18 protein-coding genes and 1 other annotated feature (1 of these 19 cut by a window edge) are annotated in these 20,987 nt (G+C 45.2%); of the genes, 13 read left to right on the plus strand and 5 right to left on the minus strand.

Annotated elements, in window-relative coordinates:
* Window positions 1–77 (plus strand) — a sequence feature (Thr leader region); it begins 44 nt to the left of the window's first position.
* A 54-nt stretch (window positions 78–131) separates the two neighbouring features.
* The 3 genes from thrA to thrC are packed head-to-tail and all read left to right on the plus strand — an operon-like array spanning window position 132 to window position 4,845.
* Entirely contained in the window at window positions 132–2,591 is a 2,460-nt protein-coding gene (thrA, locus tag ACWYU8_RS16295; RefSeq protein ID WP_457520794.1) for a bifunctional aspartate kinase/homoserine dehydrogenase I, read from the plus strand.
* Between the two features lie 20 nt (window positions 2,592–2,611).
* The gene (thrB, locus tag ACWYU8_RS16300) at window positions 2,612–3,568 is read left to right on the plus strand and encodes a homoserine kinase (protein WP_457520859.1); all 957 of its coding nucleotides are present in this window, start codon (window positions 2,612–2,614) and stop codon (window positions 3,566–3,568) included.
* Window positions 3,565–4,845, plus strand: a complete 1,281-nt coding sequence (gene thrC / locus ACWYU8_RS16305) for a threonine synthase (protein WP_457520795.1) — start codon at window positions 3,565–3,567, stop codon at window positions 4,843–4,845. Before thrB ends, thrC begins: the two co-directional genes overlap by 4 nt.
* A 118-nt stretch (window positions 4,846–4,963) precedes the next feature.
* On the opposite strand, the gene grcA is transcribed toward thrC, so the two are convergent.
* Entirely contained in the window at window positions 4,964–5,341 is a 378-nt protein-coding gene (grcA, locus tag ACWYU8_RS16310; protein ID WP_444494592.1) for an autonomous glycyl radical cofactor GrcA, read from the minus strand.
* A 328-nt stretch (window positions 5,342–5,669) separates the two neighbouring features.
* Here grcA and nfo point away from each other — a divergent pair, with 328 nt between their 5' ends.
* The 3 genes from nfo to ACWYU8_RS16325 all read left to right on the plus strand — a co-directional run bounded on the left by nfo (window position 5,670) and on the right by ACWYU8_RS16325 (window position 8,181).
* Window positions 5,670–6,557, plus strand: a complete 888-nt coding sequence (gene nfo, locus ACWYU8_RS16315; protein ID WP_457520796.1) for a deoxyribonuclease IV — start codon at window positions 5,670–5,672, stop codon at window positions 6,555–6,557.
* Window positions 6,558–6,836: 279 nt separating this feature from the next.
* Complete coding sequence (gene ung, locus ACWYU8_RS16320) at window positions 6,837–7,517, plus strand: uracil-DNA glycosylase (RefSeq protein WP_457520797.1); 681 nt, start codon at window positions 6,837–6,839, stop codon at window positions 7,515–7,517.
* A gap of 112 nt (window positions 7,518–7,629) precedes the next feature.
* Window positions 7,630–8,181, plus strand: a complete 552-nt coding sequence (locus ACWYU8_RS16325; protein WP_457520798.1) for a hemerythrin domain-containing protein — start codon at window positions 7,630–7,632, stop codon at window positions 8,179–8,181.
* A 230-nt stretch (window positions 8,182–8,411) separates the two neighbouring features.
* Here the strand turns inward: ACWYU8_RS16325 and ACWYU8_RS16330 are convergent, their stop codons facing one another.
* Window positions 8,412–8,597 (minus strand): DUF3545 family protein, encoded by a 186-nt coding sequence (locus ACWYU8_RS16330; RefSeq protein WP_457520799.1) that lies wholly within the window; start codon window positions 8,595–8,597, stop codon window positions 8,412–8,414.
* A 723-nt stretch (window positions 8,598–9,320) separates the two neighbouring features.
* On the opposite strand from ACWYU8_RS16330, the gene ACWYU8_RS16335 reads away from it, so the two are divergent.
* Both ACWYU8_RS16335 and yaaA read left to right on the plus strand, forming a co-directional pair.
* Window positions 9,321–10,754, plus strand: a complete 1,434-nt coding sequence (locus ACWYU8_RS16335; RefSeq protein ID WP_457520800.1) for an alanine/glycine:cation symporter family protein — start codon at window positions 9,321–9,323, stop codon at window positions 10,752–10,754.
* A gap of 108 nt (window positions 10,755–10,862) precedes the next feature.
* A complete protein-coding gene (gene yaaA / locus ACWYU8_RS16340; protein WP_457520801.1) occupies window positions 10,863–11,639 on the plus strand; it encodes a peroxide stress protein YaaA in 777 nt (258 codons plus the stop codon).
* 72 nt (window positions 11,640–11,711) lie between these two features.
* Here yaaA and srmB read toward each other — a convergent pair whose 3' ends face one another.
* Window positions 11,712–12,932 carry an ATP-dependent RNA helicase SrmB gene (srmB, locus tag ACWYU8_RS16345; protein ID WP_457520802.1) on the minus strand — a complete coding sequence of 407 codons (1,221 nt, stop codon included), beginning with the start codon at window positions 12,930–12,932 and terminating at the stop codon, window positions 11,712–11,714.
* A gap of 107 nt (window positions 12,933–13,039) precedes the next feature.
* Window positions 13,040–13,759, minus strand: a complete 720-nt coding sequence (locus ACWYU8_RS16350; RefSeq protein WP_457520803.1) for a tRNA1(Val) (adenine(37)-N6)-methyltransferase — start codon at window positions 13,757–13,759, stop codon at window positions 13,040–13,042.
* A gap of 320 nt (window positions 13,760–14,079) precedes the next feature.
* On the opposite strand from ACWYU8_RS16350, the gene brnQ reads away from it, so the two are divergent.
* Window positions 14,080–15,390 (plus strand): branched-chain amino acid transport system II carrier protein, encoded by a 1,311-nt coding sequence (brnQ, locus tag ACWYU8_RS16355; protein WP_457520804.1) that lies wholly within the window; start codon window positions 14,080–14,082, stop codon window positions 15,388–15,390.
* A gap of 88 nt (window positions 15,391–15,478) precedes the next feature.
* Here brnQ and fldB read toward each other — a convergent pair whose 3' ends face one another.
* Window positions 15,479–15,997, minus strand: coding sequence for a flavodoxin FldB (gene fldB, locus ACWYU8_RS16360; RefSeq protein WP_457520805.1), 519 nt, complete (start codon window positions 15,995–15,997; stop codon window positions 15,479–15,481).
* Window positions 15,998–16,163: 166 nt separating this feature from the next.
* Here fldB and xerD point away from each other — a divergent pair, with 166 nt between their 5' ends.
* The 4 genes from xerD to prfB all read left to right on the plus strand — a co-directional run bounded on the left by xerD (window position 16,164) and on the right by prfB (window position 20,972).
* Entirely contained in the window at window positions 16,164–17,081 is a 918-nt protein-coding gene (xerD, locus tag ACWYU8_RS16365; RefSeq protein ID WP_457520806.1) for a site-specific tyrosine recombinase XerD, read from the plus strand.
* 58 nt (window positions 17,082–17,139) lie between these two features.
* Entirely contained in the window at window positions 17,140–17,928 is a 789-nt protein-coding gene (gene dsbC, locus ACWYU8_RS16370; protein WP_457520807.1) for a bifunctional protein-disulfide isomerase/oxidoreductase DsbC, read from the plus strand.
* 44 nt (window positions 17,929–17,972) lie between these two features.
* Complete coding sequence (gene recJ, locus ACWYU8_RS16375) at window positions 17,973–19,712, plus strand: single-stranded-DNA-specific exonuclease RecJ (protein WP_457520808.1); 1,740 nt, start codon at window positions 17,973–17,975, stop codon at window positions 19,710–19,712.
* A 161-nt stretch (window positions 19,713–19,873) separates the two neighbouring features.
* A protein-coding gene (gene prfB, locus ACWYU8_RS16380) for a peptide chain release factor 2 (protein WP_457520809.1) occupies window positions 19,874–20,972 on the plus strand; the annotation gives its coding sequence in 2 pieces (ribosomal slippage) (window positions 19,874–19,948 and window positions 19,950–20,972; 1,098 coding nt in all).
* Window positions 20,973–20,987 lie beyond the last annotated feature (15 nt).

The raw sequence follows: 20,987 nt of genomic DNA on the forward strand, positions 1-20,987 counted from the left end.
ATTTGTTGGGGCAGGCTGCTAAGCGAAAGAAATTCACAAGAAAGGCCTGTATCCAACAAGATACAGGCCTTTTTTTATGCTTTCTTAATACCAATTTTAGACAAGTTTAAGAAAATACACTGGAGGAAGGGATGCGAGTATTGAAGTTTGGCGGTTCATCATTGTCTGATGCAGATCGCTTTTTACGAGCAGCAGATATCATTGCGAATAATGCTCAACAAGAAGAAGTTGCGGTTGTGCTTTCTGCGCCAGGTAAAACAACCAATAAATTGGTTGCCGTGATTGAAAGTGCTTTACGTAATGGAGAAGCCGACTTACAAATTAATGAGCTTGAAGAATCGTTTAAAACGCTCTTTGCAGATATTCAGGCAGTAGTACCGAACCTGGATGGCACTGCTTACGATAATCAAGTGAAAACCTCTCTTTCTCAACTTCGTCAGTACGTTCACGGTATCAGTTTGCTAGGGATGTGCCCAAACAATGTGAACGCACGAATCATCAGTAAAGGTGAACGTGTGTCAATTCAGTTGATGAAAGCAGTACTAGAAGCAAAAGGACAACCAGCCAGCCTAATTGATCCGGTTGAATACTTGTATGCTCAAGGCGACCACCTTGAAGCGATGGTTGATGTCGATATTTCTACTCAAAACTTCCGCCAAAAGCCACTTCCTGAAGGTCATGTCAACATTATGCCTGGTTTTACTGCAGGCAATGAAAAAGGCGAACTGGTGACATTAGGTCGTAATGGTTCGGATTATTCAGCAGCGGTTCTGGCTGCGTGCCTTCGTGCCGATTGTTGTGAAATCTGGACTGACGTTGATGGTGTCTACAACTGTGACCCTCGCTTAGTAGAAGATGCAAGATTACTGAAATCTCTTAGCTATCAGGAAGCGATGGAACTCTCGTACTTCGGTGCATCGGTTCTTCATCCAAAAACTATCGCTCCTATTGCTCAGTTCCACATTCCATGCCTGATTAAAAACAGTTTCAACCCTCAAGGTGCAGGTACTCTGATTGGTCAGGACACTGGGGAAGATAAGCTGGCAATTAAAGGCATCACTACTTTGAACGATCTCATCATGGTGAACGTGTCTGGCCCTGGAATGAAAGGTATGGTGGGCATGGCGAGTCGAGTATTCGGTGCTATGTCTTCAGCTGGTGTATCTATTGTTCTTATCACTCAGTCTTCTTCAGAATACAGCATCAGCTTCTGTATTGAGGCAGACGACAAAGCGAAAGCAGAAAAGGCACTTGCAGAGTCGTTTGAGCTGGAATTGAAAGATGGTCTGCTTGAGCCTGTAGAGTTTATTGATGATGTCGCTATCGTAACACTTGTTGGTGATGGCATGCGTACTTCCCGAGGTGTTGCTTCTCGTTTCTTCTCGTCACTTGCAGAAGTGAATGTCAATATTGTTGCGATTGCTCAAGGATCTTCTGAACGTGCTATTTCTGCGGTTATTCCAGAAGACAAGATCTCGGAAGCGATCAAAGCGTGTCATATGAACCTGTTCAACTCGAAACATTTCCTTGATGTCTTCGTTGTTGGTATCGGCGGTGTTGGTGGCGAGCTGGTGGATCAGATTGAACGTCAGCAAGCGAAACTGTCTGAGAAAGGGATCATCATTCGCGTTTGTGGTCTGGCGAACAGTAAAGGTCTGCTACTGGATAGCGAAGGATTACCGCTTGATCATTGGCGTGATCGCATGTCATCGGCAACAGAAGAATTTAGCCTGGCACGATTAATTGCGCTTGTGCAACGCAACCATATCATCAACCCAGTGTTGGTTGATTGTACTTCAAGTGAAGAGATTGCGAATCAGTATGCTGATTTTCTGGCGGCAGGTTTCCATGTGGTTACACCAAACAAAAAAGCAAACACAGCGAGCATGGCGTACTACCATCAGCTTCGCGATGTGGCTCGTAGCTCTCGTCGTAAATTGATGTACGAAACAACGGTAGGTGCAGGTTTGCCTGTTATCGAAAACCTGCAAAACCTCATTTCTGCTGGTGATGAGTTAGAACGATTCAGCGGTATTCTTTCTGGTTCACTCTCATACATCTTTGGCAAATTAGATGAAGGCGTGAGCTTGAGTGACGCGACTAAGATAGCAAGAGACAATGGTTTTACTGAACCGGATCCTCGTGATGATCTATCTGGTATGGATGTAGCCCGTAAGCTGCTCATTCTGGCTCGTGAAGCGGGAATGTCTCTAGAGCTGGAAGACGTAGTTGTCGATCAAGCTCTGCCACCAGGTTTTGACGATTCAGGTAGCGTCGACGAGTTTATGGCACGTCTGCCAGAAGCCGATGCCTACTTTAAAGAACTCGTCGCCAAAGCGGCAGAAGAAGGTAAAGTTTTACGTTATGTTGGTGAAATCAACGATGGTAAATGTACTGTGAGCATTGCTAGCGTGGATGAAAATGATCCTATGTTCAAAATTAAAGATGGTGAGAACGCACTGGCGTTTTACAGCCGTTACTACCAGCCAATCCCATTGGTATTGCGTGGTTACGGAGCGGGTACTGAAGTTACTGCAGCAGGCGTATTTTCAGATGTGATGCGTACTTTAGGTTGGAAACTAGGGGTATAACAGCAATGAGTTCAAGTGATATGGATGTAGTGGTTTATGCCCCAGCATCAATTGGTAATGTAAGCGTTGGTTTTGATGTATTGGGAGCGGCTGTCTCTCCTATCGATGGCACCTTATTGGGTGACCGAGTACAAGTGAAAGCAGGTTCTGAACCATTCAGCCTGAAAACATCAGGTAGCTTCGTCTCGAAATTACCTACAGAAGCAAAAGAGAACATCGTTTACGACTGTTGGGTAGTATTTGCTCGTGAGTTGGACAGAAAAGGCGTTGAGCTTAAACCTCTGGAAATGACGCTTGAGAAGAACATGCCGATTGGATCAGGTTTGGGCTCCAGTGCTTGTTCTATCGTTGCCGCGTTAGACGCTTTAAATCGTTTCCACGGCCGACCTCTGAATGAGACAGAACTACTCGCGCTTATGGGCGAAATGGAAGGTAAGATCTCTGGTGGTATTCACTATGATAATGTTGCACCTTGCTACTTGGGTGGCGTGCAACTGATGCTTGAAGAGCTTGGTATTATTAGTCAGGAAGTGCCATGTTTTGATGACTGGTACTGGGTAATGGCTTATCCGGGAATTAAAGTATCGACTGCGGAAGCGCGAGAGATCCTACCATCTCAGTACCGCCGACAAGATATCATAGCGCATGGTCGCCACCTTGCAGGCTTTATTCATGCGTGCCATTCTGGGCAGCCTGAGCTAGCTGCAAAAATGATCAAAGACGTGATCGCAGAACCGTATCGTGAGAAACTGCTGCCAGGCTTTGCTAATGCACGTCAATACGCCGCGTCTGCCGGAGCACTGGCAACCGGTATTTCTGGCAGTGGGCCGACACTGTTCAGTATTTGCAAAGAGAAAGATGTCGCTGAGCGAGTTGCTCGCTGGTTAGAACAAAATTACGTACAAAACGAAGAAGGATTCGTCCACGTTTGTCGACTGGATAAGCAGGGTTCGAAAGTAACAGGAAGTGAGCTATGAAGCTTTACAATATAAAAGAAAATGATGAACAAGTTTCCTTTGGCCAAGCCGTTCGCCAAGGATTAGGTCGTAATCAAGGCCTGTTTTTTCCATTGGAATTACCAAAATTTGATGATATTGACGCTCTGTTAGAAGAAGATTTTGTCTCTCGCAGCACAAAAATTCTTTCTGCCCTGATTGGTGATGAGCTGACTGAAGAGCAAGTTCATGCAATGGTTGATGCTGCGTTTCAGTTCCCTGCACCGATCAAGCAAGTAAAAGATGACGTCTATGCGCTGGAGCTTTTCCACGGCCCAACATTGGCTTTTAAAGACTTTGGGGGTCGTTTTATGGCTCAATCGCTAGCAGCGGTTTCAGATGGCGGGAAGATCACGATTCTTACTGCGACATCTGGTGATACAGGTGCTGCGGTTGCTCACGCTTTCTACGGTATGGAAAACATCAACGTTGTGATTCTTTACCCTAAAGGTAAGATCAGCCCGTTACAAGAAAAGCTATTCTGTACACTGGGTAAGAACATCCATACGGTCGCAATCAATGGTGACTTCGATGCATGCCAGGCGTTAGTGAAGCAAGCCTTTGATGATGCTGAACTGCGTCAGGAAATTGGCCTTAACTCAGCTAACTCGATTAACATTAGTCGCTTGATGGCGCAAATCTGTTACTACTTTGAAGCGGCTGCGCAAATGAGTAAAGCAGAGCGTGAAAACTTAGTAATCTCAGTACCAAGTGGTAACTTTGGTAACCTAACTGCTGGTTTGCTGGCCAAAGCGCTTGGGCTGCCAATCAAACGCTTTATCGCTGCAACCAATGCTAACGATACAGTGCCGCGTTATCTAGAAACGGGCAAGTGGGATCCAAAACCGACCGTTGCAACGACATCGAATGCGATGGACGTGAGCCAACCTAACAACTGGCCGCGTATCGAAGAGTTGTGCCGTGTGAAAGAGTGGGGCTTGGAAACATTAGGTAGAGGTGCGGTTTCTGATCAGCAAAGTGCTGATGCAGTGAAAGAGCTGAATTCATTTGGCTATCTTTGTGAACCTCATGGTGCAATCGCCTACAGCGTACTGGATGAGCAGCTTCAGGCGGGTGAAACTGGCCTGTTCTTATGTACGGCTCATCCGGCTAAGTTCAAAGAAGTCGTGGATGACATCCTGCAATCTGATATCGACTTGCCAGCGCCATTAGCAAAACATGCTGCAATGGAACTGCTGTCTGAAGATTTGGATGCTGATTTTGATGCACTTAAAGTGGTTTTACGTCGAGTACAGTAAAATAACTGCAAGCTAAGTAAGGAAGGTGGAGCTTGGTCTCCGCCTTTTTTATTTTCTGGACGAAGAAAAACGACGCTCACTGAGCGCCGTTTTCAAATTTTACCGGAGTGTGTCTCTATTATAGAGTCTCAGTAAATGTACGAGCGATAACGTCACGTTGTTGTTCTGGAGTTAGCGAGTTGAAACGAACTGCGTAACCTGAAACACGAATAGTTAGCTGTGGGTATTTTTCTGGGTGAGCAACGGCATCTTCTAGCGTTTCACGCTTAAGAACGTTGACGTTCAAATGTTGACCACCTTCGATGCGAGGTGCAGTTTCGATCGCCACTTCACGGCTTTCGTATTCACCTAGATCGTTAATAGAGATCACTTGGTCAGCTTCGTAGCCTGCTGCGGCAGCAACACAACGCGCTTCATTCTTTTCACCATCGAGTAACCAGATAGAGTTTAGAAGTTCGTCATTTGCCGCTTTAGTAATTTGGATACCTTGGATCATTACTGTCTCCTAGTCCACTTACGTGGTGTTTATTGGTGTTAGTTTTCAAACTTTGTGTCGAGCTGAGTATTATATAGCTAATATCCACTATTTTAATATTGATTTAAGTCAAAAAACAACTAAAAACATTATTTTTATTAAGGTTGTTTTGTTGAGTTAAATCAATAAAGTGTTTAAAAACATACTGATTACAATATTTTTTATGTCATCAAAAATATTTGATTTATTATTTTGTAGTATTTTTACTACATTTTAGGGTTTTGAGTTCAACTAGATTGAATTAACTAGCTGTATTTAGGTACATAGACTGAAAGTTTAAAGTGATTAAATGACAAATATGAAAAACAAGTTTGGGAACAAGTTGATCGGTGCGCATGTGTCTGCTGCAGGTGGGGTAGACCAAGCTCCATTACGTGCACGAGAGATCGGTGCAAATGCATTTGCGTTGTTTACCAAAAATCAGCGCCAGTGGGTCGCCAAACCTTTGGATAGCAAGACCATAAGTGCATTTAAAGCCAACTGTAGAATGCTTGGATTTGGCTCAGAGAGTATCCTTCCGCATGACTCCTATCTGATTAATCTGGGGGCTCCTGAAGAAGAGAAGCTCAATAAGTCGCGCGCAGCATTCATTGATGAAATGGAACGTTGTAACCAGCTTGGCCTGACACTGTTGAACTTTCATCCTGGGAGCCACTTAAATAAAGTCTCAGAGCAAGAGTGCTTAGCGACGATTGCTGAGTCTATCAATCTGGCACACAAAGCCGTACCAGAGGTCATTGCTGTCATTGAAAATACCGCTGGGCAAGGGACGAATTTGGGCTGGAAGTTTGAGCATCTTGCAGAAATCATTGAGCAAGTCGACGACAAAGATCGTGTCGGTGTGTGTATTGATACCTGTCATACTTTTACCGCTGGCTACGACTTAAGAACCAAGGAAGATTGCGAACGCACCTTTGCTGAGTTTGACCGTATTGTTGGTATGCACTATTTGAGAGCAATGCATCTAAATGATTCAAAAGTCGAGTTTGCAAGCCGCGTGGACCGTCACCATTCACTGGGCAAAGGCGAAATTGGCTGGGACTGTTTTGAGTATGTTGCGAGTGATCCTCGGTTTGATGCTATCCCACTGATTTTAGAAACAATAGATCCAGATATTTGGCGTCAGGAGATTGATTTTCTTCGAGGTCACCACTTGGATGGATTAAAGAAAAATTAATCAATTTGTCATAGTTGGCACTATTCTTTCTTAAGGAGCTTTAGGGGCCTATGAAAGAAGGATTGCACTATGTCTCGAACTATCTCTTTTATTCCATTCTCGCACAGCGGACGTACATCGCGTCTGCCAGTACCTAACCGTCACATTACTGGACAGGGGCACCATCGAACGCCACAGAAACACTAATCTTATATTTCCGTTCTTAAGTTGATGGCAAGTTTTTGTCTGCGGAGGCTTATCTCGTTAGAATAGAGATAAACTTTACGACAGGAACTTTCCATGAATCAGTCACCGACTTGGCATGATGTGATCGGCGAAGAGAAAAAACAAAGCTACTTCGTCGATACTTTAAACTTTGTTGAATCCGAACGTTTGGCGGGGAAAACGATTTATCCTCCAGCCAAAGATGTGTTCAACGCATTTCGTTTTACCGAGTTTAACGATGTAAAAGTGGTGATTTTAGGTCAGGATCCTTACCACGGTCCTAATCAGGCGCATGGGTTGTGTTTTTCTGTGTTACCCGGAGTAAAAACGCCACCATCTTTGGTAAATATCTATAAAGAACTTGCTCAGGATATTGAAGGCTTTCAAATCCCACAGCACGGTTTTCTGCAAAACTGGGCGGAGCAAGGTGTATTGCTGCTCAATACGGTGTTGACTGTAGAGCAAGGCATGGCACACTCACACGCAAAAACTGGGTGGGAAACGTTCACTGATAAAGTGATAGAAGCAATAAATTTGCATCAACATGATGTCGTGTTCTTGCTGTGGGGATCGCATGCCCAGAAGAAGGGCAGATTCATCGATCGTTCAAAGCATCATGTACTTGCAGCCCCTCATCCTTCACCGTTATCTGCTCACCGAGGTTTCTTAGGTTGCAGACACTTCTCTCAAGCGAACCAGATACTCGTAGCGCAAGGTAACCAGCCTATCAATTGGCAGTTACCGCTTGAAGTATAAAAGAAAGGTCAGCGATTAAGATTTTCTAATCGCTGTTTTTTTGAGCAGGCTCAAGCTGGTAATGCATTTCTCATGTACACTTATTTAAAAGCAGGTGTTAAGGAGAGACGCTATGATGATCGAAAGAATTCGACGCGAACACGGCTACATGGTTCGCCTGTTGGCTATATTGCGCCACAAACTCAACGCAATAAAACAAGAACGTTCAATTAACTATGCGCTAGTGGGCGAGATTGTTGATTACCTGTCGACTCACTCAGAAAAAGTCCATCACCCGAAAGAAGACATCCTTTATCATCATTTTCTCGAGCATTATGGTAAGCAACAGACTATTGAGAATCTGGAGCAGGAACACAAGGATTTGGCGGAAAAAACCAAAGAGTTCTCTACAGTGATTGAGATGATTCTGCAGGATGCTGTTGTGCCTCAAGATGTGTTTGTCAGCCATTTAGAAGAGTTCATTCATTCCCAGAAGCGACACCTTGAGCTCGAAGAGAGGAAGATTCTGCCATTAATTGAAGAATTGTTTACTACAGAAGATTGGCAAGAAGTAGAGAGTCTTTGGAGTGAAAATGATGACGACCCTGTCTTTGGCGATACTATTGCAGATCGCTATAAACAGTTGGCCGATCGTGTTCGCCAAAGTGATATGGAGTATATATAGCAGCAGGTTGACTCGGTTAAATGGTGTTTTCTCACGGGTTTAAATGTTGCTTTTCTTACTTAATAAGAATTGAAGGTAAATTAAATCTACCCTGAATCAGGGTTAAAAGAGGTTGCTATTCTCATTATGTAAGAATTGGTGGTGAACAGGTTTGAAGAGCTCCCGGCTCCCCTGTTTTCGCCTTCTAAAATAACAAAAGGCACCCTAGTATTGGGTGCCTTTTGTTTGAATTAGAGTTTAATGTCTTCTAAGTTGTAGTCGTTACACACATCAAGTTCACGCAGCTCTCTGAGTAAGTTGCGTCTGTCGTTCATCGCTTCTATTTCTCGCCATTTACGCTTTACTGGTTTGGTACGAGATTTGGTTGTTGAGGTGTTATCCAGATCAAAAATGTCATCTAGTTGAAAGCCGTCCATAAGCCACCTTACCTTTGTTTATCTAAACTGTTGTAACCAGTCCTTGTGGAGTTTTTTAATTACCACAATAGTTGTGAGAATAGCCATGACATATTTCGAATTTGTGTCTGTCACATGACATTTTCGTGCAAAAACCTTCTCAAAATCACATTTTGGTTTGTAATTGTTGCATAAAAAACAGGCAAACGAGCCTAAGTAAACGATTAAATGACGAGATTTTCAATGTTAATTCGAACCACTCTATTTGAGCATGAAGCAAAGCTAAAAGTTGCATAAAACCGCTTTGACGAATTAGTGTTCGATTGCGGCTGCAGAGTTGCTGATAATTTCTGTAACACCTTATGAATACTAGCCTAAGCTCAGAATCATCCAGTGCCAGTTCATTAGTTAGAAGATAATTACTTTTGTTGGTTTTAAGTAATCAAAATGTTTTGATTTATGATAATTCCATCTGTTTTTTATGTTATTTTTTGGTGACTTTATAGTGAAAAATAACAAAAATATGAACATTATTGCATATTGATTTTTGTTGGCTCAGATTGCATTATCCGCCCGTCAAAAAATACGCTGGTACGTAAAATGGAAGCATGAAGCGACGTTTACGATTCTGGATTGCCCGAAAAACAAACACTACTTAATAAGCTAAGCATACTTTGACACTTAGCAGGCAATCTGGTGGATGGCTAGGACGCATAGACCGGCGCAACTCACTTTGAGGTACGCATGACAGACTTAATCAATTTGATGAACGATCTCCTTTGGGGCTCGATTCTAGTTTATCTCCTTGTTGGTGTAGGTATTTACTTCACCTTTCGATTGGGGTTCATCCAATTTCGCCATTTCGGCCACATGTTTTCGGTTCTAAAAAACAGCCGTAAATCAGACAAAGCTGGTATTTCTTCTTTTCAAGCACTTTGTACCAGCCTTGCTGCCCGTGTCGGTACAGGTAACATGGCCGGTGTTGCTGTTGCTCTGACAGCCGGTGGTCCTGGGGCAATTTTCTGGATGTGGCTAATCGCCATGTTGGGTATGGCAACGTCTTTTGCTGAAAGTACTCTGGCGCAGCTATACAAAACCAAAGATGATGATGGCAATTACCGTGGTGGTCCTGCTTACTACATGGAAAAAGGCTTGGGCATGCGCTGGATGGGCGTATTGTTCTCAGTCTTCCTAATCATCGCTTTTGGTTTGGTATTTAACGCCGTACAAGCTAACTCGATTGTAAATGCAATGGGTAATGCATTTGGCTGGAACTCTCTATACGTCGGTATCGGTGTTGTTGCATTGTCTGCAGCGGTTATTTTTGGTGGTATTAAGCGTATCGCTAAAGTCGCGGAGATGATTGTTCCACTTATGGCACTGCTTTACCTGGCTCTTGCACTATTGGTTGTGTTTGCCAATATCGAGAAACTGCCAGCAGTGCTTATGCTTATCTTCAAGAGTGCATTTGGCCTGCAAGAAGCGGCTGCTGGTGGTCTGGGCTACGCAATCGCACAGGCAATGATTAACGGCGTAAAACGCGGCCTGTTCTCGAACGAAGCTGGTATGGGTTCTGCGCCAAACGCAGCAGCATCGGCAACACCTTATCCGCCACACCCAGCGTCTCAGGGCTACGTTCAGATGCTAGGCGTATTCATGGACACGATTGTTATCTGTTCCTCTACAGTGGCGATTATCCTGATGTCAGGTGAATATGTCGGTCAGGCAACAGAAGTGACGGGTATCGAATTGACTCAGCGTGCATTGAGCTCGCAAGTTGGTGACTGGGGCGGGATATTCATTGCGGTTGCCATCTTCTTCTTCGCGTTTACTTCTATCATTGCTAACTACTCATATGCAGAGACTAACTTAGTGTTCTTAGAACATAACCATAAAGCGGGTATTAACGTTTTCCGTATCATCTTCCTGGGTATGGTGATGTTCGGAGCCGAGGCTTCGCTTCCAATGGTATGGTCTCTGGCCGATGTTTCGATGGGCTTAATGGCGATTGTTAACTTGGTGGCGATTATTCTGCTCTCCGGCATCGTTATTAAGCTGGCTAAAGACTACAACCGTCAGTTGGACGAAGGGAAAGTGCCAACATTTGATGCAAATGATTTCCCAGAACTGAAGTCTCAGTTGGAAGAAGGCATCTGGTACAACGACAAGAAAGACTGAGTGTCATAGTTAAAAGCTATTAGCACGATTCAAAAAGCCATGCAGACAATGTATGGCTTTTTTTGTACTCTTAGCGCTATATAAAATTAAAAGGATGGAGTGAAAGTCATGCTTATCGTAGTTTCTCCTGCTAAGACTCTTGATTACGAGTCTCCGTTAGCGACCGAAAAAGTGACTCAACCTGAGTTAATTGAATATTCAAAAGCGTTAATCGAGGTTTGTCGTAAACTGACGCCTGCGGATGTTGCGTCATTGATGAAGGTCAGTGACAAGATTGCAGATTTGAATGTAGGCCGATTCCAGGAGTGGAGCGAGACTTTCACGCCAGAAAACTCGCGTCAGGCAATCCTTGCATTCAAAGGCGATGTTTACACTGGTCTTGAGGCTGAAACATTATCAGAAGCAGACTTCGATTACGCTCAACAGCATCTGCGTATGCTTTCAGGTCTTTACGGCTTATTAAAACCTCTCGACCTAATGCAGCCATACCGTCTGGAAATGGGCACTAAGCTTGCGAACGACAAAGGAACGAATTTGTACCAGTTCTGGGGCAATGTCATCACCGACAAGCTCAACGAAGCGATTGCAGCCCAAGGCGATAATGTGCTGATTAACCTTGCATCAAATGAGTATTTTAAAGCGGTGAAACCGAAGAACCTCGATGCTCAGGTGATCACGCCAATCTTTAAAGACTGTAAAAATGGCCAATACAAAGTGATCAGTTTCTATGCGAAGAAAGCGCGCGGCATGATGGCGCGTTACATTATCGAAAATCGCATCGAGAGTGTGGCTGAGCTGACCAAGTTTGATACGGCTGGTTACTACTTTGTTGAAGAAGAGTCGACGCCAACAGATCTGGTCTTTAAACGTGAAGAGCAGAATTAATTTGAAACTCCAGATACAAAAAAGGGTTGGCATTGCCAACCCTTTTGTTTTTTCAACCTTGTAATTTAAATCTTACTTTTTCTTAGCGGTTTTCTTTTTCGCGGTTTTCTTCTTGTCGTCTTTTTTCTTTTTCTTAAACACAGGCTTTTTGTGTTTTGGACGCATCTCTTTGATGAAACGCTCTTTGATCTCTTCTTTCACGTAACGTGCTACGCGATCCATCATCGGCTGATCGTGCGCTTCTACCAGTGAGATCGCATTGCCTTTTTTACCAGCACGAGCGGTACGGCCGATACGGTGCAGGTAGACGTCTGCTGTGCGTGGCAAGTCGTAGTTGATAACGTGCGACACATCAGGAAGGTCGATACCACGCGCTGCAACGTCCGTTGCAAGTAATACGTTGACGGTACCTTCACGGAAACGTGCAATCGCGTTGTTACGACGATCTTGTGGCATTTCGCCTTGGATCCACGAACAAGGGATTTGTGCACTCTCAAGTTGGGCGCGCAGTTCTGCCAGACGCTCACGAGTCTTCAGGAAAACGATAGTACGTTCTGCTTGCTGAGTGATGATGTGTTTAAGCAGTTCTAGTTTGTGCTCTGCATTGTCCGCACGGTGGTACCATTGAGCGATCTTCTTACGCTCACGCAGTGGCGATTTCGCGTCGATCTCTGCGGGATCGTTTAGCAGGTCTGCAGTGAAGCCTTCTACACCTTTACCTTCAAGCGTTGCTGAGAACAGAAGGGTTTGTTTACGCCAGCGACACTCTGTAGATAGACGGTCTACCGTAGGACCAAAGCCCATGTCTAGCATGCGGTCGGCTTCATCCAGAACTAACCATTCAATCGCGCGACAATCAAAACGTTCTGCGTCAATGTATTCACGCAAGCGACCTGGTGTAGCAACAACGATATCCTGCGTGGTGGCCAGGATATCGGCGTGTTCCTGGTATTGAACACCGCCTGTGATAGTAAAGATGTTCAGTTTGGTATTTTTTGCCAGTGCGCGGGCTTGATCTGCCACCTGCATCGCCAGTTCACGAGTTGGCGTTAAGATTAGAATACGTGCAGGTCCAGGTTTACGACGTGGGAAATCCTGTAAGTATTGCAGAGCAGGCAGCACGAATGCTGCTGTTTTACCTGTGCCTGTTGGTGCAGACGCTAAAATATCACGACCATCCAACGCTTGTGGGATTGCTTCTGCCTGGACTTTTGTAGGGCGCTCAAAGCCCATATCTTCAATGGCATCAAGTAAATTTGGGTCTAGATCAAGTTCAGCAAAGGTTCTGATCACAATGAGTTCTCCACAAGCAAGGCTTGGTTAATAGTTCGCCGCAACAGCATAGATTACGAAAAGGTCGCATATTATAAAGTGATTGGTGATAAGGATCACATGTTATTTCACATCTTAAGATAAAACTCGTGAGTTAGTTGGACAAAATCGTCGCTGTACCCGTCTGATGAGTGAATGATCAAGCGTGACTCTTGAGTCTCACAAGGCTGCTTTGCCAGTTCAAACAGCACGCGATGTACGGGTTTTCTCTCTGATGGTTGCACGCGGCAAAGCCGAGACAAATACCAGCCTTGCTGTAATGCTAATTCAATAAACTGCCCACCTTCGGTGATGGGGAGCACAAAGCTGGCTTTTCCATCCTCTTCTAACAGTTGGTAGCAACGCTGAAGCAGGGCGTCGTGGCGCAGTGAATCGGTGTGTCTTGCCGTTGCTCGCTGGCTCTGTTTGGATTGCTCCCCGCTATTAAAATAAGGTGGGTTACAAACGATCCGTTGGAACAACTGAGCTGGGGTGAAGGTCAATACATCCGTGTGAAGTGCTGATAATCTCTCTTGCCATGGAGAGTGGGCGAAATTGTGCCTGGCGGCGTTGATGGCGCTGACTTCAATATCCACAGCGGTTATCCTGGACTGACCAAAGCGCTGAGCACACATTAATGTCAGTAATCCCGTTCCTGTCCCTATATCAAGTATTACGGCATCTTCAGGGCTCTCAATCCACGCACCCAGCATTATGCCATCGGTACTGACAGGCATACCGCTTTCACCGCCGTCGATGAAAAACTGTTTAAACTTGAAGCTCTTAGTTTTAAATTTTTCGCTCTTCATGATTGTATTATATATGCTCTCATTTTCAGTGATTTTATCTATTGTTTAGTAAATGTTTAGTTTGTTATGTTGCTTGTTAGCAGTTTGTACTAGAGTTTGATCGAGATAAATGGCTGTATTTTATTTTTAGTGTAGATGAATTGACTGGTTTTTTGTTTTAACTATAAATTAATGTGGCGTTTTTTTCTTGTAGGTTGCCAAATGATGATTATTTCGTCATTATGCGCCGCGATTTTATAGATTGAACCACGAATACTCCGTATTCCAAAAGTGGTCGATGCATACACAATATTCACACATTTTATAGACAAGGGTTATCTGTGAAGCAGACATTAAAACTAACAGATATTATCGCAGTCGGCTTTATGCTGTTTGCGTTCTTTTTGGGTGCTGGCAACATCATATTTCCACCTTTAGCTGGTCAATTGGCTGGTGAGAACCTGATGCCAGCTATGCTTGGTTTCTTGTTAACAGCGGTAGGCCTACCTCTCATTACTATCGTCGCTATTGCGGTCGCTGGTGGATCTTGGGATCACTTAACACAAGATCTTCCTAAGAAAGCTGCCGTTGTGATGGCGGCTCTGATCTTCATTATTATTGGTCCGGCATTTGCGGCCCCTCGTACTGGCCTTGTGGCTTATGAAATGGCCGTTAAGCCATTTTTTATTGAAGCATCTCAGGCATATTTAACGATATTTTCAGTGATCTTTTTTGCTATTGCGATGCTATTTTCGTGGTTCCAGGGCCGCCTGATTGACTTGATTGGTAAAGTACTGACGCCAGTATTGTTCATTGGTCTGATCATCCTTGCGCTGGCGGTATTTGTTGACCCTCAAGGTGAAATGCTCGGTGCATCTGGTGAGTACTTAACTCAGCCACTGACCAAAGGTTTCCTTGAAGGTTACAACACCATGGATACCTTCGCGTCACTGATGTTCGGTATGCTGATGGTCGATGCGCTTCGTGGTAAAGGCATCACTGAGCGTTCAGCGACAACTAAGTACCTGATTTTTGCTGGTTGTATTGCAGCCGCTGGTCTGGCATTTGTTTACATTTCGCTATTCTACTTAGGCGCCACAAGTGCAACAGTCGCAGCCGGTGCAGACAACGGTGGTCTGATTCTGAGTCAGTACGTACAGGCGTTGTTTGGTCCTTACGGTCAAATCGTTCTTTCAATCATCGTATTATTAGCGTGTTTGACGACGGCCATCGGTCTGATTTCGGCATGTTCTGATTTCTTTAGCTCTAAAACGCCACTGTCATACAAACACTGGGTGTTAATCAACGGTGCGGTTTGTGCCTTGGTTGCAAACGTTGGTCTTGCTCAGTTGATTGCGTTGTCAGTCCCTGTTCTGTTTGCGCTTTACCCTGTAGCGATTGCATTGGTAGCGTTGACGTTTATTCGCAGCAGACTGCCAAATCCTCGCGCCGCTTATCGTGTGGTATTGCTTGTGTCTTTGCTGTTTGCATTGGTTGATGCTGCAAAAGTCGCAGGTTTCGATGTATCAGCGTTCAGTATTTTGCCTCTGTTCGAAGTAGGCATGGGTTGGGTTCTGCCAACATTTGCTGCGATCGTTTGCATGTTCTTCACCTCGAAGCCTCAGGCTGAACTGGTTGAAGAAACGGCGTAAACTCGCTGAATGACGAATAACAAAAAGCCCGATGAAGTTGATTCATCGGGCTTTGTTTATTCTGCTAGTTGGCAATATTAATACGCGCTTATAGCGTATCGTGGAACTCTACCAAGACTTGCTCACACCACTTTTCAATACGCTCGTCGCTTAAGTCGTATTGGGAATCTTCATCGAGTGCAAGTCCGACAAACTGAGTGCCATCCTCGGTGAGTGCTTTTGAGGCTTCAAAGTCATAGCCTTCGTTTGGCCAGTAACCGATAAACTGCGCACCTGTCTCTTTCAATTCATCATGAAGCAAACCCATGGCATCCAGATACCATTCGCCGTAGCCTTCCTGATCGCCAAGACCAAATAACGCAACCACTTTCCCTTTTAATGGGGTGGCGGCGATGTCTTGCCAAATCGCACTCCAGTCTTCCTGAATTTCACCGAAATCCCAGGTGGAGATGCCAATAAGCAATAAATCGTAGTCTGCCATCAGTGAAAGCGGTGTCTCTTTCACATTGTGAATGTCGACAAGATCTTCTCCAATGAGGGAACGAATTTTCTCTGCTGCCATTTCGGTGTAGCAGGTCGTAGAGCCGTAAAAGAGTCCGATTTTCATTGTATTCATCGTTATTTGTGTTGCTGTTGAGCGTGATTTTAACCTTAAACCGCCTGCGAATGCAGCGAATATCGTGAGATTCCCCATTGATGACAATTTTTTATGGCATTCAAACTGGGGCTGTCTTACCCTCAGAGGCTACAGATAATCAAAAAAGGAAGCGTGAATGACGGCACAACAGCCTGTCAATCAACAAGATTTTGCGCTTGTTGAGCAATTCTTAGACGCAATGTGGATGGAGCGTGGGCTATCTGAGAACACACTCGCTTCATACCGAAATGATGTGATAAAGCTGTTAACATGGATGGAGCAACAGCGCTACCGTCTGGACTTCATCAGCTTTTCTGGTCTTCAAGAGTACCAAACCTATTTGGTTGATTTGGAATACAAACAGACGTCTCGTGCACGTATGTTGTCGGCGATTCGGCGTTTGTTCCAGTATTTACATCGTGAGAAAGTGCGGGCCGATGATCCCAGTGCATTGTTGGTTAGCCCTAAGTTGCCACAGCGACTACCAAAAGATATCAGTGAAGAACAAGTAGACGCACTTCTGGAAGCTCCAGATCCCAATGATCCGGTCGAACTGCGTGACAAAGCGATGCTGGAACTACTCTACGCCACCGGGCTGCGCGTCACTGAGCTGGTTAGTTTGACGATGGAAAATATCAGCCTTCGCCAGGGCGTGGTGCGCGTTACAGGTAAAGGTGGAAAAGAGCGATTGGTGCCGATGGGTGAAAATGCGGTGGACTGGATAGAAGCGTTTATCAAGCAAGGCAGGCCAGTCTTATTGGGTGAGACCTCTTCGGATGTGGTCTTTCCTAGTAAGCGTGCACGACAAATGACTCGTCAGACGTTTTGGCATCGTATTAAATACTATGCTGTGATAGCGGGGATCGATACAGATAAATTGTCGCCGCATGTTCTGCGCCACGCATTTGCAACACATTTACTGAACTATGGCGCAGATCTCAGGGTCGTACAGATGCTGCTGGGGCATAGTGACTTATCGACCACGCAAATTTATACTCACGTGGCGACTGAGCGATTGAAGCAGATCCACAGTCAACACCACCCAAGAGCATAAGTAGGTTGTTTGAAGCTGGTCTCAATGGATGAAAAGATATTATTTTAAGGTGATTTTAATGAGCGTATTACGCCGACTAACTCTGCTGACTTTACCCTTTTTTGTCACCGCTTGTGGCGCGGAAGAAAGTCAGGCTAAGACGGAAACTCCAGTTGAACAAGTTGCGTCAACAGGACAACAACACTTTGATGAAGCTGTATTAAAAGCGAAATTTTCAAAACTGGGTTTATCTATCGTTGATATCAAACCCTCTGACGTCACCGGTTTGTTAGAAATCCAAACCAATGGTGGTGTTCTATTCGCTTCGAATGATGGCAATCACTTTATCGCGGGTACGCTGTATGCGATCGATGAAAATGGTGGTTATAAAGATGTGCTGGCCGAGCGTCAGGCACCACTGAATGCTGCGAAGATAGCCGAGTTTTCGGACAGCATGATCGAGTTCAAGGCCGACAATGAGAAATACGCAGTGACGGTGTTTACCGACATTACATGTGGATACTGTGTGCGTCTGCATAGCCAAATGCAGGGTTATAATGATTTAGGTATCACTGTACGTTACCTGGCTTACCCTCGCCAAGGTGCGACGGGGCCGGTTGCCGATCAAATGGCGGCAATTTGGTGTGCAGATGATCCGAAAACTGCCATTCATAATGCGAAAGTAAATCGTACTTTTGAAAGTCCAGTGAAGGATTTGGAACAGTGTAAGGAAACGGTTCAGGCACATTACAACGTCGGTCGCCAGCTAGGTATTTCTGGTACGCCAGCAATCTTCCTGCCTAGCGGTGAAATGGTGGGGGGATACTTACCGCCAGCCGATCTACTTACCCGTTTAGAGCAACAATAATCCTTTAGGAGCAGAGCCGACAACGCCGTCGGCTCTTTTCAAGCATGATAGAAATTCAACGACGTCCCGAGCCGGACCTTTCCCTACTACCTGATTCGATTCCTCCTATCTTAAAGCGCATATACATTAATCGTGGTATCACCGATGTGGCGCAACTGGAGACCTCTGCACGTGGTTTGCATTCTTACCAAAAACTGGGAGGCATTGAGGAGGCTGTCGCTTTGTTGTTCCAGGCAATTCGGGAACAAAAACGCATAATCGTAGTAGGAGACTTTGATGCGGATGGCGCGACGAGCTCCGCGTTATCAGTGCTCGCGCTCCGAATGCTGGGTAGTGCCAACGTGGATTACTTAGTGCCAAACCGCTTTGAAGATGGTTACGGTTTAAGCCCGGAAGTGGTTGATCAAGCGTTGGAACTTGGCGCTGAAATGATCATGACGGTGGACAACGGCGTTTCGTCAATTGAAGGGGTTCGTTATGCCAAAGAAAATGGCATAACCGTACTTGTGACGGACCACCACTTACCTGGGCAAGTTCTGCCTGACGTGGATGCCATGGTCAATCCCAACCTCGACAGTTGCGCTTTTCCGTCCAAAGCCTTGGCTGGTGTTGGTGTAGCCTTCTATTTGATGATGGCGCTTTGTGTGCACATGCGCAAACTAAACTGGTTTGCCGAACAAGGCATGCAAGAGCCAAAATTGATGGAGTTGATTGATCTTGTTGCGCTCGGCACCGTTGCTGACGTTGTGCCACTGGATGAGAATAACCGTATTCTGGTCCATCAGGGCTTACAACGTATTCGCGCTGGGAAAGCGCGTCCGGGAATTCAGGCTCTGATTGAAGTAGCAAAACGTGATGCCCGGCGTCTGGTTGCGTCTGATTTTGGCTTTGCTCTTGGTCCGCGCATAAACGCGGCAGGTCGTTTGGATGACATGTCTTTCGGGGTTGAGCTACTGATGTGTAATAACATCCATGCTGCACGCCGAATGGCGAATGAACTCGATGGTTTGAACCAAACCCGCAAAGAGATCGAGGAAGGGATGAAGCAGGAGGCAATGGCCTTTTGCGAGCGTCTACAATTTGGCGAGAACAGCGAGTTACCTTACGGCTTAGTGCTGTTTCAACGCGATTGGCATCAGGGTGTGATTGGAATTCTGGCTTCACGCATTAAAGAAAAATTTCATCGCCCTGTGATAGCGTTTGCCGACGGTGGTGACGGGACAATTAAAGGCTCTTGCCGTTCAATTCCCGGCTTGCACATGCGTGATGCGCTCGATTTTATTGATACGCAAAATCCGGGTTTGATCATCAAGTTTGGTGGCCATGCAATGGCGGCAGGCTTAACCATCAAAGAGCAGGATTTTGAGCGTTTTAGCCGTTTATTTGATCACGTGGTGAAGAAAGAACTTGATGATGCGGCACTAAAAGGTGTGATTCTGTCTGATGGTGAGCTCAAACCAGAAGAGTTTTCGATGCATGTCGCTGAACTCCTACGCTCTGGAGGGCCCTTTGGTCAGGCGTTTCCTGAGCCGGTTTTTGATGGAGAGTTTAAGGTCTTACATCAAAAACTGGTGGGTGAAAAGCACCTTAAACTGATGTTGGAACCGCTTTACAAAGGTCATCCAACCAATGTGATGATTGACGGTATTGCGTTCAATGTCGATTTACGTCGATGGCCGGATGCCTCTGTCAAAACCGTACGTTTAGCGTATAAGTTGGATGTGAATGAATTCCGTGGCAATCAATCCCTGCAACTTATGATCGATCATATTGAAGCTAAGTAAGCACTAAGTTCTTCTTAGATATCGGGTACGGCCTTCTTGAGCGTAGAGGCCGTATTGCATCTCGTCGCAATCTGCACTCTCATTCGAAATTTTCCTGTATCTCCGTCACATTTTTCAGTAGAATTCCTCGGTTAAATTCTATTCTAAAATGTTGAGTAAACATGTTTGAAATCAATCCAATTAAAAACCGTCTACAGGACGTGTCTGAGCGCACAAATGTCCTGAGGGGGTATCTTTGACTACGACGCTAAGAAAGAGCGTCTAGAAGAAGTAAACGCAGAACTAGAACAGCCAGATGTATGGAACGAACCTGAACGCGCACAAGCACTAGGTAAAGAGCGTGCATCTTTAGAGGCGATTGTTGAAACTATTGATCAACTTGAGCGAGGTGTAGAAGATGTTGATGGTCTTCTGGAGCTTGCTGTTGAAGAAGAAGATCAAGAAACGTTTGATGAAATCGAACCAGAACTTGCTGATCTGGAAGAGAAACTAGCGCAGCTTGAATTCCGTCGTATGTTCTCTGGTGATCACGATAGCTCTGACTGCTACATCGACCTGCAAGCGGGTTCGGGCGGTACTGAAGCCCAAGACTGGACCAACATGCTGCTACGCATGTACTTGCGCTGGGCTGAAGCAAAAGGCTTTAAAGCCGAAGTTATCGAAGTGTCAGAGGGCGAGGTTGCGGGTCTGAAATCAGCAACAGTTCGTATCTCTGGTGATTATGCTTACGGCTGGCTACGTACAGAAACGGGCGTTCACCGTTTAGTTCGTAAATCACCGTTCGATTCAGGCGGCCGTCGTCATACTTCATTTGCGTCTGCGTTTATCTACCCAGAGATTGATGAAAACATCGCTATCGACATTAACCCTGCGGATCTACGTATCGACGTTTACCGAGCGTCTGGTGCGGGTGGTCAGCACGTTAACACCACGGAATCAGCGGTACGTATCACCCACGTTCCAACGAATACTGTGGTTCAGTGTCAGAATGATCGTTCTCAGCATAAAAACAAAGATCAGGCGATGAAACAGCTTCGTGCAAAACTGTTTGAGCTTGAGCTTCAAAAACAGAATGCTGAGAAGCAAGCCAACGAAGATGCGAAATCTGATATCGGTTGGGGTAGCCAGATTCGTTCATATGTTCTGGATGACTCGCGTATCAAAGACTTACGTACCGGCGTTGAAAACCGTAACACCCAAGCGGTTCTTGACGGCGATTTAGACAAATTTATTGAAGCTAGCCTTAAATCAGGCCTTTAAGCTTTTCACCGACAT

Source organism: Vibrio limimangrovi, from assembly GCF_054064025.1.